This window comes from Streptomyces sp. ISL-11 (genome assembly GCF_018614525.1).
Taxonomy (GTDB): Bacteria; Actinomycetota; Actinomycetes; order Streptomycetales; family Streptomycetaceae; genus Streptomyces.
Genome location: NZ_JAGGOL010000096.1, coordinates 1 through 12,581, shown reverse-complemented (window position 1 = coordinate 12,581; position 12,581 = coordinate 1). Strand labels below are relative to the sequence as shown.

General features: G+C 72.7%; 10 protein-coding genes. All 10 read left to right on the top strand.

The genetic code is table 11. The annotated features are described in order from the left end of the window. The first annotated feature begins 185 nt into the window (after positions 1-185). On the top strand, positions 186-1,631 hold the full coding sequence (locus tag J7E86_RS20235) for an aldehyde dehydrogenase family protein (RefSeq protein ID WP_215083128.1): 1,446 nt from the start codon (positions 186-188) through the stop codon (positions 1,629-1,631). A gap of 190 nt (positions 1,632-1,821) precedes the next feature. Then, complete coding sequence (locus J7E86_RS20230) at positions 1,822-2,781, top strand: NADP-dependent oxidoreductase (RefSeq protein WP_215083127.1); 960 nt, start codon at positions 1,822-1,824, stop codon at positions 2,779-2,781. A gap of 279 nt (positions 2,782-3,060) precedes the next feature. After that, positions 3,061-4,245 carry a sensor histidine kinase gene (locus tag J7E86_RS20225; RefSeq protein WP_251019407.1) on the top strand — a complete coding sequence of 395 codons (1,185 nt, stop codon included), beginning with the start codon at positions 3,061-3,063 and terminating at the stop codon, positions 4,243-4,245. Positions 4,246-4,291: 46 nt separating this feature from the next. Next, positions 4,292-4,996: a response regulator transcription factor gene (locus tag J7E86_RS20220; protein WP_215083125.1), complete on the top strand. Its 705-nt coding sequence runs from the start codon at positions 4,292-4,294 to the stop codon at positions 4,994-4,996. Between the two features lie 121 nt (positions 4,997-5,117). Further along, positions 5,118-7,052, top strand: coding sequence for an acyl-CoA dehydrogenase family protein (locus J7E86_RS20215; RefSeq protein WP_215083124.1), 1,935 nt, complete (start codon positions 5,118-5,120; stop codon positions 7,050-7,052). 98 nt (positions 7,053-7,150) lie between these two features. Next, complete coding sequence (dxr, locus tag J7E86_RS20210; protein ID WP_215083123.1) at positions 7,151-8,422, top strand: 1-deoxy-D-xylulose-5-phosphate reductoisomerase; 1,272 nt, start codon at positions 7,151-7,153, stop codon at positions 8,420-8,422. After that, positions 8,419-9,720: an RIP metalloprotease gene (locus J7E86_RS20205; protein WP_215083122.1), complete on the top strand. Its 1,302-nt coding sequence runs from the start codon at positions 8,419-8,421 to the stop codon at positions 9,718-9,720. The genes dxr and J7E86_RS20205 overlap by 4 nt, the downstream gene beginning before the upstream one ends. Before the next feature lie 144 nt (positions 9,721-9,864). Then, positions 9,865-11,022: a flavodoxin-dependent (E)-4-hydroxy-3-methylbut-2-enyl-diphosphate synthase gene (gene ispG, locus J7E86_RS20200; RefSeq protein ID WP_215083121.1), complete on the top strand. Its 1,158-nt coding sequence runs from the start codon at positions 9,865-9,867 to the stop codon at positions 11,020-11,022. Between the two features lie 153 nt (positions 11,023-11,175). Further along, positions 11,176-12,021: a GNAT family N-acetyltransferase gene (locus J7E86_RS20195; protein ID WP_215083120.1), complete on the top strand. Its 846-nt coding sequence runs from the start codon at positions 11,176-11,178 to the stop codon at positions 12,019-12,021. 41 nt (positions 12,022-12,062) lie between these two features. Beyond that, positions 12,063-12,581: GNAT family N-acetyltransferase (locus J7E86_RS20190; RefSeq protein ID WP_215083119.1), on the top strand; the 519-nt coding region annotated here is incomplete at its 3' end.

Below are 12,581 nucleotides of genomic sequence, written 5' to 3'. Positions count from 1 at the left end.
ACGGGGGTCCGGGGGCTTGCCCCCGGTTCGGGAAGGGGCGGGTAGGGGAACAGCCGCGCAGCGGACCGCGCCATTACGGTGCGCCCCAACCGGCCCACGCTCCACCACGGACAATCGGCCCCCGGCGCCCCCGCGCCTACCGTGGGGAAGCCAAAATCATCAACACCCCCCGGGAGGGAAAAACCGTGACTGCTCCCCACGCGTTCTGGCTGGCCGGCCGCGAGGCCACCGGCGAGGAGACCTTCGATGTCACGAACTCCTGGGACGGCCGTCTCGTCGGCACCGTGAGCGTGCCCACCGAGGCGCAGGTCGAGGAGGCCGTCGCCGCCGCGCACGCCGTCCGTGACGAGTTCGCGGCGACGCCCGCCCACGTCCGCACCGCCGCGCTCGACCACGTCGCCAAGCGGCTCACCGAGCGCACCGAGGAGATCGCCCAGCTGATCTCCGCCGAGAACGGCAAGCCCATCAAGTGGGCCCGCGGCGAGGTCGGCCGTGCCGTGTCCGTGTTCCGCTGGGCCGCCGAGGAGGCGCGCCGCTTCAACGCCGGTGACGCCCAGCGCCTGGACACCGACGCCGGCGGCACCGGCCGTCTCGCCCTGACGCGCCGCTTCCCCCGCGGCACCGTCCTCGGCATCGCGCCCTTCAACTTCCCGCTGAACCTGAGCGCCCACAAGGTCGCCCCGGCCATCGCGGTCGGCGCCCCGATCATCCTCAAGCCCGCCCCGGCCACCCCGATCTCCTCCCTGATCCTGGGCGAGATCCTGGCCGAGACGGACCTGCCGGCCGGTTCGTGGAGCGTGCTGCCCGTACCGAACGACCGGATGCCCGCCCTCGTCCAGGACGAGCGCCTGCCGGTCATCTCCTTCACCGGCTCCGGCCCGGTCGGCTGGTCGATCCTCGACTCCGCGCCGCGCAAGCACGTCACGCTGGAGCTCGGCGGCAACGGCGCGGCCATCGTCCTCGCCGACTGGTCCTCCGAGGAGGACCTGGACTGGGCGGCGCAGCGCATCGCCACCTTCTCCAACTACCAGGGCGGCCAGTCCTGCATCTCCGTGCAGCGCGTCATCGCCGACGCCTCGCTGTACGAGCGGCTCGTGCCCAAGGTCGTCGCGGCCGTCGAGGCGCAGGTGACGGGCGACCCGTCCGACGCCGCCACCGACGTCGGCCCGCTGGTCAGCGAGGCCGCCGCCGAGCGCGTGGAGTCCTGGGTGAACGAGGCCGTGAAGGCCGGCGCGACGCTGCTCACCGGCGGCAAGCGCGAGGGTGCCACGTACGCCCCGACCGTTCTGGCGGACGTCCCGGCCGGCGTGACGATCGCCTGCGAGGAGGTCTTCGGCCCGGTCCTCACCCTCACCCGCGCCGAGGGCGAGCAGGCCGCGTTCGACGCGGTCAACGACTCCCCGTACGGCCTCCAGGCGGGCGTCTTCACGCACGACCTGCAGACGGCCTTCCGCGCCCACCGCGCGCTGGAGACCGGCGGCGTGATCATCGGCGACGTGCCGTCCTACCGCGCGGACCAGATGCCCTACGGCGGCGCCAAGCAGTCCGGTGTGGGCCGCGAGGGCGTGCGCTACGCGATGGACGACTACACCTACGAGCGCGTGCTGGTCCTGACCGGCCTGGCGCTGTAGCGCGACGGGAAGTCCCCGCACGACCCGCGAACGGCCGGGGCGCACCTCAGGGTGCGCCCCGGCCGTCGTCGTTTCGCTCCCCGCAAGTGGCCCGATCCTTGCGCATCATGACAGTCAGGCCACTCGTTGCCGCTCGGCGTCTCCGGGAATCTGGAGGCATCCCACAGCACGACGCAAGGAGCGCATCATCATGACCGCCACCCCCGCCCGCATGCTCGCCATCCGCCAGGAGACCGCGGGCGGCCCCGAGGTGCTGCGGCTGGTCGAGACCGACCGCCCCGAGCCGCTCCCGGGCGAGGTCCTGGTGCGGGTGCGCGCCGCCGGCGTCAACCCGGTCGACTGGAAGACCCGCGGCCGCGGCAGCTACTACACCGGCGACACCACGCCCTTCGGCCTCGGCTTCGACGTCTCCGGCACGGTCGAGGCGGTCGGCGACGGCGTGACCCTCTACGCCCCCGGCGACGAGGTCTACGGCATGCCCCGCTTCCCGCACCCGGCCGGCGCCTACGCCGAGTACGTCACCGCCCCCACCCGGCACTTCGCCCCCAAGCCCCGCGGCCTCGACCACGTACAGGCCGCAGGGCTGCCGCTGGCCGCGCTCACCGCCTGGCAGGCCCTCGTCGACACCGCGGACGTGCGGGAGGGACAGCGCGTCCTGATCCACGCGGCGGCCGGCGGCGTCGGCCACCTGGCCGTCCAGATCGCCAAGGCCCGCGGCGCGTACGTCATCGGCACGGCGAGCGCCGCCAAGCACGACTTCCTGCGAGACCTGGGCGCCGACGAGCTCGTCGACTACAAGGAGCGGGACTTCGCCGAGGCGGTGAGCGACGTCGACGTCGTCCTGGAGTCCATCAGCGGCGACTACCCCGCCCGCTCCCTGCGCGTCCTACGCCCCGGCGGCATCCTCGTCTCCCTGCTGCCCCTCGACGAGGCGGTGCCCGCCGCGGCGCGCGAGCGCGGCCTCCGCGTCAGCCGCCTGCTGGTCGAGCCCGACCTGGCCGGGCTGCGCGGCATCACCGAACTGGTCGAGTCCGGCCGGCTGCGCACCGAGATCGCGGCCGTCCTGCCGCTGGTGGAGGCCGCGAAGGCCCACGAGCTGGGCGAGACCGGCCGCACCTCCGGGAAGATCGTCCTGACCGTCGGCGACTGACGGCCGGACGGCGGGGCGCGGTGCGCTCCGGACCGTGCCACGATCCGGAGCGCACCGCGCCACCGGCCCCCCGTACCCGCCGGCCCGCCCCCGTCGTCACCGCCGGGCCGGCACACCGACCGTACGGCCGCCGCCGTACGCCGGTCGTCACGCGACGGGTGCAATTCCTCCGTCAACCCACCGCGGCAGCCCGGCCGTCCGGCTGCGACCGGCGCGGTAGGAGCCACCGACTCCGCCCGGCCGATGCCCCACCGCACCCCGCCCCGCTACGCTGCGCCGATGCGGACCCCGGAGGCGCTCGGTGCGCGAGTGGCGGCCTGGCCGAGGGCGGCCCTGGACGTGCCGCTGGCGGTGGGCTTCACGGTCGTCGCGCTGCTGCTGGGACACGAGCGGCCGCCCGAGGGCTGGCACGCCCTGGACGCTCCCGGCGTCGTCGGCACGGTCGCCACCAACATGGCGCTGGTGGGCCGCCGCCGCGCACCGATCACCGTGCTCGCCCTCACCTGCGCGTTCGCCCTGCTCCACATCGCCGGCGGCTACTGGCCCGTCATCAACGCGACCGCCCCCATGGTCGCCCTGTACACCGTCGCCTCCGTCCGGCAACCGCGCACGACCGCCCTCTGCTCCACCGCCGTCCTCACCCTGTGGATCCTGGCGGGTCTGTCGAACCCCCGCAGCGATATGTGGACCGTGGCCGCCCAGAGCCTCGTCACCCCGGGCGCGCTCTGGTGGTTCGGCAACAGCGCCCGCCGGCTGGCCGGCCGCAACGCCCAGCTCTCCGCCGTCACCGAGCAGCTCCGCCTGGAGAAGGAGGAGAACGCCCGCCGCGCCGTCGCCGAGGAACGCGTCCGCATCGCCCGCGAACTCCACGACGTGGTCGCCCACCACATGTCCGTGATATCCGTCCAGGCGGGCCTCGCCCACTACGTCTTCACCGCCGACCCCGACACCGCCCGCGACGCCCTCGGGACCATCTCCGCCACCAGCGGCGAGGCACTGGAGGAGATGCGCCGCCTGCTGGCCGTCCTGCGCGTCGGCCCCGAGGACGCGGGCGAGGACGGTGACGGCCCCTACCGGCCGACCCCCGGCCTGGACCGGCTGGAGGAACTGGCCGAGCGGGTACGGGCCGCCGGCGTGCCCGTGGAGCTGGAGATCACCGGCGAGCGGCGGCCCCTCGCGCCGGGGGCGGACCTGTGCGCGTACCGCGTCGTCCAGGAAGCCCTCACCAACGTCATCAAACACGCCCGCCCCGCCCGGGCCACCGTCCGCGTCGCCTTCCGGCCGCGGCGGCTGACCGTCAGCGTCACCGACGACGGCCGGGGCACACTTTCGGCCATCCACGGCCCGCCGACCGGACACGGGTTGATCGGCATGCGCGAGCGCGCGAGGATCTACGGCGGGACCCTGGCCGCCGGACCGCGCGACCACGGCGGATTCGAGGTGCGGCTCACCCTTCCCGTCTGAGGGTCCCGATCGGCACGAGCCGTACGGAAGAGGGACGGACCCCGCGATGACCGCGCAGACCGAGGACCGGCCGGACATCCGCGTCCTCGTCGTGGACGACCAGATCCTCATCCGCGCCGGCGTCGCCGCCCTGCTGCGCGCCGCGCCCGGCATGGAGGTCGTCGCCGAGGCGGCCGACGGCGAGCAGGCGGTCGCCCTCGCCGCCGAGCACCGCCCCGACGTGATCCTCATGGACATCCGGATGCCCGGCCTCAGCGGCATCGCCGCCACAGAGCGCATCCTCGCCGCCGCCCCCGAGGACGGCCCCGCCCCGCGCGTCCTGGTCCTGACCACCTTCGACCTCGACGAATACGTCTACGCCGCGCTGCGCGCGGGCGCCGCCGGCTTCCTGCTCAAGGACGCCGGCCCGCAGCGGCTGCTGGCCGCCGTCACGGCCGTCGCGGGCGGCGACACCCTCTTCGCGCCCAGCGTCACCCGCCGCCTCATCGAGGCGTTCGCCCGGCGCCCGGCCGTCACCGCGGGCCGGTCCGCCGGCAGCCTCGACGCGCTCACCGGCCGGGAACGCGAGGTGCTGCGCCTCACCGCCCGCGGCCTGTCGAACGCCGGCATCGCCGGCGAACTCGTCATCAGCGAGGCGACCGTCAAGACCCACCTCAACCGCGCCATGGCCAAGCTCGGCCTGTGCAGCCGCGCGCAGGCCGTCGTCGCCGCGTACGAGAGCGGGCTCGTCACCCCGGGCACGGGACACTGAGCCGCGGCGGGCCGGATCATTGCGCGAGGTCTGGTAGAGGCCCGGCGGATCGGGTACATACGGTCGAGTAGCACCGGTCGGTAGCCGACCGGGACGGCCCCGACAAGCGGCGAGGTGCCTCATGACCGCACCATCCGTACGACCGGTCTCCGAGCGCGAAGCACGCCAGGTCGCAGAAGCGGCCCGGGAACAGGACTGGAAGAAGCCCAGCTTCGCCAAGGAACTCTTCCTCGGCAGGTTCCGGCTCGACCTCATCCACCCGCATCCCACACCCGCCCTGGAGGACGTGCGGCGCGGCGAGGAGTTCCTCGCCAAGCTCCGCGACTTCTGCGAGACCCGCATCGACGGCGCCCGCATCGAGCGCGAGGCGAGGATCCCGGACGAGACCGTGGGCGGGCTCAAGGAGCTCGGCGCCCTCGGCATGAAGATCGACACCAAGTACGGGGGCCTCGGCCTCTCCGCCGTCTACTACAACCGGGCCCTCGCCCTCGTCGGCTCCGTCAGCCCCGCCGTCGGCGCGCTGCTCTCCGCCCACCAGTCCATCGGCGTGCCCCAGCCGCTCAAGCTCTTCGGCACCCAGGAGCAGAAGGACGCCTTCCTGCCGCGCTGCGCCCGCACCGACATCACGGCGTTCCTCCTCACCGAGCCGGACGTCGGCTCCGACCCCGCCCGGCTGGCCACCACCGCGGTCCCCGACGGCGACGACTACGTCCTGGACGGCGTCAAGCTCTGGACCACCAACGGCGTCGTCGCCGACCTCCTGGTCGTCATGGCCCGGGTGCCGAGGAGCGAGGGCCACAAGGGCGGCATCACCGCGTTCGTCGTCGAGGCGGCGGCCGAGGGCGTCACCGTCGAGCACCGCAACGCCTTCATGGGCCTGCGCGGCATCGAGAACGGCGTCACCCGCTTCCACCAGGTCCGCGTCCCGGCCGCGAACCGCATCGGCCCCGAGGGCGCCGGCCTGAAGATCGCCCTGACCACCCTCAACACCGGCCGCCTATCGATCCCCGCCATGTGCGTGGCCGGCGGCAAATGGGCCCTGAAGATCGCCCGCGAGTGGTCCACCGCCCGCGAGCAGTGGGGCAAGCCCATCGCCGAACACGAGGCGGTCGGCGCCAAGATCTCCTTCATCGCCGCGACCACCTTCGCCCTGGAGGCCATCCTCGACCTCTCCGGCCAGATGGCCGACGAGGAGCGCAACGACATCCGCATCGAGGCCGCCCTCGCCAAGCTCTACGCCAGCGAGATGGCCTGGCTGATGACCGACGAGCTGGTCCAGATCCGCGGCGGCCGCGGCTACGAGACCGCGGATTCGCTGGCCGCCCGCGGCGAGCGCGCGGTCCCGGCCGAGCAGATGCTGCGCGACGCCCGCATCAACCGCATCTTCGAGGGCTCCACCGAGATCATGCACCTGCTCATCGCCCGCGAGGCCGTCGACGCCCACCTCTCGGTCGCCGGCGACCTCATCGACCCGGACAAGTCCCTCGGCGACAAGGCCCGCGCGGGCGCCCGGGCCGGCGGCTTCTACGCCCGCTGGCTGCCCAAGCTCCTCACCGGCCCCGGACAGCTGCCCCGCACCTACACCGAGTTCCACCCCTCCGGCCACCGCGACCTGGCCACCCACCTGCGCTACGTCGAACGCTCCTCGCGCAAGCTCGCCCGCTCCACCTTCTACGCCATGTCGCGCTGGCAGGGCCGGATGGAGACCAAGCAGGGCTTCCTCGGCCGGATCGTGGACATCGGCGCCGAGCTCTTCGCCATGAGCGCGGCGTGTGTACGGGCCGAGCGGCTGCGCGGCGAGGGCGAGCACGGCCAGGAGGCGTACGAGCTGGCCGACGTCTTCTGCCGGCAGGCGCGCGTCCGCGTCGAGGAGCTCTTCGGGCGGCTGTGGACCAACACCGACGACCTCGACCGCGAGCTCGTCTCCGGCGTGATGTCGGGCGCCTACGCATGGCTGGAGGCCGGCATCGTCGACCCCAGCGGCGAGGGCCCCTGGATCGCCGACGCCACCCCCGGCCCGTCCAAGACCGACAACGTCCACCGGCCCGTCCGCTGACCGGCCGCGGCCCCTTCCGGAGCTGAATCGTCCGCCGCGGAGGGCGGCCAGGGGGATCCCTGTCCGCCCACCGGCCGGAAGAGGCAACAATGGAGCCCATGACGGACTCCCTCGCTGACCCGCATCTGCGCTACTCCGCCCCGGCCCCCGCCGGCGGACCGCGCGAGATCGTGATCCTCGGCTCGACCGGATCGATCGGCACCCAGGCCATCGACCTCGTGCTCCGCAACCCCGACCGCTTCACGGTGACGGCCCTGTCCGCCGCCGGCGGCCGGGTCGGCCTCCTCGCCGAGCAGGCGCGGCAGCTGCGGGTGCGCACGGTCGCCGTCGCACGCCAGGACACGGTGCCGGCCCTGCGCGAGGCGCTGGCCGCGCAGTACGGCGCCGAGCCGCTGCCCGAGATCCTCGCGGGCCCCGACGCGGCCACCGAGCTCGCCCGCAGCCAGTGCCACACCGTCCTCAACGGCATCACCGGCTCCATCGGCCTCGCGCCGACCCTCGCCGCCCTGGAGGCGGGCCGGACCCTGGCGCTGGCCAACAAGGAGTCCCTGATCGTCGGCGGCCCGCTGGTGAAGGCGCTGGCCAAGCCGGGGCAGATCATCCCGGTCGACTCCGAGCACGCCGCGCTCTTCCAGGCGCTGCTGGGCGGCACCCGCGCCGAGGTCCGCAAGCTGGTCGTCACGGCCTCCGGGGGGCCCTTCCGCGGCCGTACGAAGGCGGAGCTGGCCTCCGTCACCCCGAAGGACGCCCTCGCGCACCCCACCTGGTCCATGGGCCCGGTGATCACGATCAACTCCGCGACCCTCGTCAACAAGGGCCTGGAGGTCATCGAGGCGCACCTGCTCTACGACATCCCCTTCGACCGCATCGAGGTCGTCGTCCACCCGCAGTCCTACGTCCACTCGATGGTGGAATTCACGGACGGCTCCACCCTCGCCCAGGCCACCCCGCCCGACATGCGCGGCCCCATCGCCATCGGCCTCGGCTGGCCCGAGCGCGTCCCCGACGCCGCCCCGGCCTTCGACTGGTCCCAGGCGTCCACCTGGGAATTCTTCCCGCTCGACGACGAGGCCTTTCCCTCGGTCGGCCTCGCCCGGCACGTCGGGAACCTCGGCGGCACCGCGCCCGCCGTCTTCAACGCGGCGAACGAGGAATGCGTCGACGCTTTCCTGTCCGGCGCGCTGCCGTTCAATGGGATTGTCGATACCGTCGCCGAGGTGGTGGCGGAACACGGCACCCCCGCGCCGGGAACCCTGCTGACGGTCCCGGACGTCCTGCAAGCGGAGACCTGGGCCCGCGCCCGGGCCCGGGAACTGGCCGCCCACGCGGCGGCCCGTACGGTGAAAGCGACCTCGGAGGCCCGCGCATGACAACACTGATGACCGTCCTCGGGATAGTCGTCTTCGTGGTGGGCCTGCTCTTCTCGATCGCCTGGCACGAGCTGGGCCACCTCTCCACCGCCAAGCTCTTCGGCATCCGGGTGCCGCAGTACATGGTCGGCTTCGGGCCGACGCTGTTCTCGCGGCGCAAGGGCGACACCGAGTACGGCATCAAGGCCGTCCCGCTCGGCGGCTACATCCGCATGATCGGCATGTTCCCGCCCGGCGCGGACGGCAGGATCACCGCCCGTTCCACCTCGCCGTGGCGCGGCATGATCGAGGACGCCCGATCGGCGGCCTTCGAGGAGCTCCAGCCGGGCGACGAATCGCGGCTGTTCTACACGCGCAAGCCGTGGAAGCGCGTCATCGTGATGTTCGCCGGGCCCTTCATGAACCTCGTCCTGGCCGTGGTGATCTTCCTCGGCGTGATGATGTCCTTCGGGATAAACACCCAGACGACGCGGGTCTCGACGGTCTCCGACTGTGTGGTCTCCGCCTCCGAGAAGACCGACAAGTGCGCCCAGGGCGCCAAGGACTCCCCGGCCAAGGCGGCCGGCCTCAAGCCGCGCGACAGGATCGTGGCGTTCAACGGCCACCGGATCGACGACTGGGCCACCCTCCAGAAGGAGATCCGCAGGACCACCGGCCCGGCCACCCTCACGGTCGACCGGGACGGCACCCGCACCACCCTCCACGCGAACCTGATCTCCAACCAGGTCCAGAAGTACGACGGCAAGGGCACGCCCATCAAGGGCCAGTACGTCACCGCGGGCTTCCTGGGCTTCACCCCCGCCACCGGCGTCGTACCCCAGTCCTTCGGCCAGTCCGTCGACCGCATGGGCGACATGGTCCAGTCGGGCGTCGAATCCCTGATCGCCCTGCCCCAGAAGATCCCCGACCTGTGGAACGCCGCCTTCGACGGCGGCGAGCGCAAGGCCGACTCGCCCATGGGCGTCGTGGGCGCGGCCCGCGTCGGCGGCGAGGTCTTCAACCTCGACATCCCGCCGTCCCAGCAGGTCGCGACCATGCTCTTCCTGGTCGCCGGCTTCAACCTCTCGCTGTTCCTGTTCAACATGCTGCCGCTGCTGCCGCTGGACGGCGGACACATCGCCGGAGCCCTGTGGGAGTCCGTGCGGCGCGCCTTCGCCAGGGTCTTCCGCCGCCCCGACCCGGGCCCCTTCGACGTGGCCAAGCTGATGCCGGTCGCGTACGTGGTCGCGGGCATCTTCATCTGCTTCACGCTGCTGGTGCTGATCGCGGACCTGGTGAACCCGGTCCGGCTGACGTAGGCCCGCACGGACGGGCCGGGGGCAGCCCCCGGCCCGTCCGGCGAGGGGCGGGATGTGCCCCGAAGGGATCCCTTGCCGTAACCTCGAAGACCGGAGCCCGCCGATCTCGGGACCTGGATTTCACACCTTGGGGTTGCTCGCCAGATGACTGCGATTTCGCTTGGAATGCCTTCCGTTCCGATCAAGCTCGCCGACCGCAGGGTCAGCCGCAAGATCCAGGTCGGCTCCGTGGCCGTCGGAGGCGACGCACCCGTATCGGTGCAGTCGATGACGACGACCCGGACCTCGGACATCGGCGCCACGCTCCAGCAGATCGCCGAGCTCACCGCCTCCGGCTGCCAGATCGTGCGCGTCGCCTGCCCGACCCAGGACGACGCCGACGCGCTGCCGATCATCGCGAAGAAGTCGCAGATCCCGGTGATCGCCGACATCCACTTCCAGCCGAAGTACGTCTTCGCCGCGATCGACGCCGGCTGCGCCGCGGTCCGGGTGAACCCGGGCAACATCAAGCAGTTCGACGACAAGGTCAAGGAGATCGCCAAGGCGGCCGGCGAGGCCGGCACCCCGATCCGGATCGGCGTGAACGCCGGCTCCCTCGACGCCCGCCTCCTGGCGAAGTACGGCAAGGCCACCCCCGAGGCCCTCGTCGAGTCCGCGCTGTGGGAGGCGTCGCTCTTCGAGGAGCACGGTTTCCGGGACATCAAGATCTCGGTCAAGCACAACGACCCGGTCGTGATGGTCAACGCCTACCGCCTGCTCGCCGCGCAGTGCGACTACCCGCTGCACCTGGGCGTCACCGAGGCCGGCCCCGCCTTCCAGGGCACGATCAAGTCCGCCGTCGCTTTCGGCGCGCTGCTCTCCGAGGGCATCGGCGACACCATCCGGGTCTCCCTGTCGGCCCCGCCGGCCGAGGAGATCAAGGTCGGCATGCAGATCCTGGAGTCCCTGGGCCTGCGCCAGCGCCGTCTGGAGATCGTCTCCTGCCCCTCGTGCGGCCGCGCCCAGGTCGACGTCTACAAGCTCGCCGACCAGGTCGCCGCCGGCCTGGAGGGCATGGAGGTCCCGCTGCGCGTGGCCGTCATGGGCTGTGTCGTCAACGGTCCCGGCGAGGCCCGCGAGGCCGACCTCGGTGTCGCCTCCGGCAACGGCAAGGGCCAGATCTTCGTCAAGGGCGAGGTCATCAAGACCGTCCCCGAATCGAAGATCGTCGAGACCCTCATCGAGGAAGCCCTCAAGATCGCCGAGCAGATGGAGAGGGACGGCGTCGCCTCCGGCGAGCCGGAGATCAACGTCAGCGGCTGACCGCCCGCCCGCACCGCGCCGTGCCCCGCCCCTCGCGGCGGGGCACCGCCGTGTCCGCCACCCGGCGGGGGAGGTGTGCGCGGAGCCGTGGAGGTACAGTTCCAAGACCTGTTCCCATGGCCTCCGGCCCGCGACGGTGAGGCATACCGACACGTGTTGACGACGACCACCACCAAGGTCCTGGAGCCCGGCGAACTCGACGCTGCCCTCGCCGTCCTCGACCGCGAGCCCGTCGCCAACGCCTTCGTCGCCGCACGTGTCCAGGTCGCCGGACTCGACCCCTGGCGGCTCGGCGGCGAGATGTGGGGCTGGTACGCCGGCGGCCGTCTGGAATCCCTCTGCTACGCCGGTGCCAACCTCGTCCCCATCTGTGCGGGCCCCGAGGCCGTACGCGCCTTCGCCGACCGCGCCCGCCGCTCGGGCCGCCGCTGCTCGTCCATCGTCGGCCCCGCCGCGGCCACCACCGAGCTGTGGTCCCTCCTCGAACCCCACTGGGGCCCCGCCCGCGAAGTGCGGCCCCACCAGCCCCTGATGGTCACCTCCTCGCTGTCCGCCGACATCGAGCCGGACCCGCACGTACGCCGCATCCGCAAGGACGAGATGGACGTGATCATGCCGGCGTGCGTGGCCATGTTCACCGAGGAGGTCGGCGTCTCGCCCATGGCCGGCGACGGCGGCCTGCTCTACCAGGCCCGCGTCGCCGAGCTCGTCGGCTCCGGCCGCTCCTTCGCCCGCATCGAGGACGGCCGCGTCGTCTTCAAGGCGGAGATCGGCGCCGCCACCCGCAGCGCCTGCCAGATCCAGGGCGTCTGGGTCGCCCCCGAACACCGCGGCCGCGGCCTCTCCGAGACCGGCATGGCGGCCGTCCTGCGGTACGCGCTCGGCGAGATCGCCCCCGTCGCCAGTCTTTACGTCAACGACTACAACACCGCGGCCAGGGCGGCCTACCGGCGCGTGGGCTTCGAGGAAGTCGGCGCGTTCATGAGCGTGCTCTTCTGACCCGAGCGCCCCGCGGGCGTTCGCACAGGTAGCCTCCCGGCATGGATGACATCGTGGTCGGGCCGCTGGACCTCGCCGCGCGGGTGGACGACGCGCTGGCCGTGCAGGCCCTGGCCTTCGGCCTCACCGACGAAGAGATCGGCGTACGGCGCCTCATCGTGCTCCGGCACCTGGCCTCGCCGGGCGCGCGCGCCCTGGGGGCCACGACGGCGGACGGGCGGCTGGTCGGCTTCGTCTACGGCATGCCCAACGACCGCGGCCACTGGTGGTCCGGCGTCGTCGAGCCGTATCTGCGCGCCACCGGGTCCGACGGCTGGCTGGACAACTCCTTCGTCATCACCGAGTTGCACGTCCACCCCGACTTCCAGAAGCGGGGCATCGGCCGGTGCCTCATCACGGAGATCACCCGCACCGCGGCAGAACCGCGCAGCATCCTCTCCGCCATCGACACCGAGAGCCCCGCCCGCGTCCTCTACCGCAGCCTCGGCTACCGCGACCTGGCCCGGCCGGTGGTCTTCCCCAGCGCGCCGAGCCCTTACGTGGTGATGGGGGCGCCGTTG

Coding starts and splice junctions, on each gene's coding strand:
- J7E86_RS20220 (WP_215083125.1), top strand. CDS start 4,292: ATGACCGCGCAGACCGAGGACCGGCCGGACATCCGCGTCCTCGTCGTG.
- J7E86_RS20230 (WP_215083127.1), top strand. CDS start 1,822: ATGACCGCCACCCCCGCCCGCATGCTCGCCATCCGCCAGGAGACCGCG.
- dxr (WP_215083123.1), top strand. CDS start 7,151: ATGACGGACTCCCTCGCTGACCCGCATCTGCGCTACTCCGCCCCGGCC.
- J7E86_RS20215 (WP_215083124.1), top strand. CDS start 5,118: ATGACCGCACCATCCGTACGACCGGTCTCCGAGCGCGAAGCACGCCAG.
- J7E86_RS20205 (WP_215083122.1), top strand. CDS start 8,419: ATGACAACACTGATGACCGTCCTCGGGATAGTCGTCTTCGTGGTGGGC.
- J7E86_RS20225 (WP_251019407.1), top strand. CDS start 3,061: ATGCGGACCCCGGAGGCGCTCGGTGCGCGAGTGGCGGCCTGGCCGAGG.
- ispG (WP_215083121.1), top strand. CDS start 9,865: ATGACTGCGATTTCGCTTGGAATGCCTTCCGTTCCGATCAAGCTCGCC.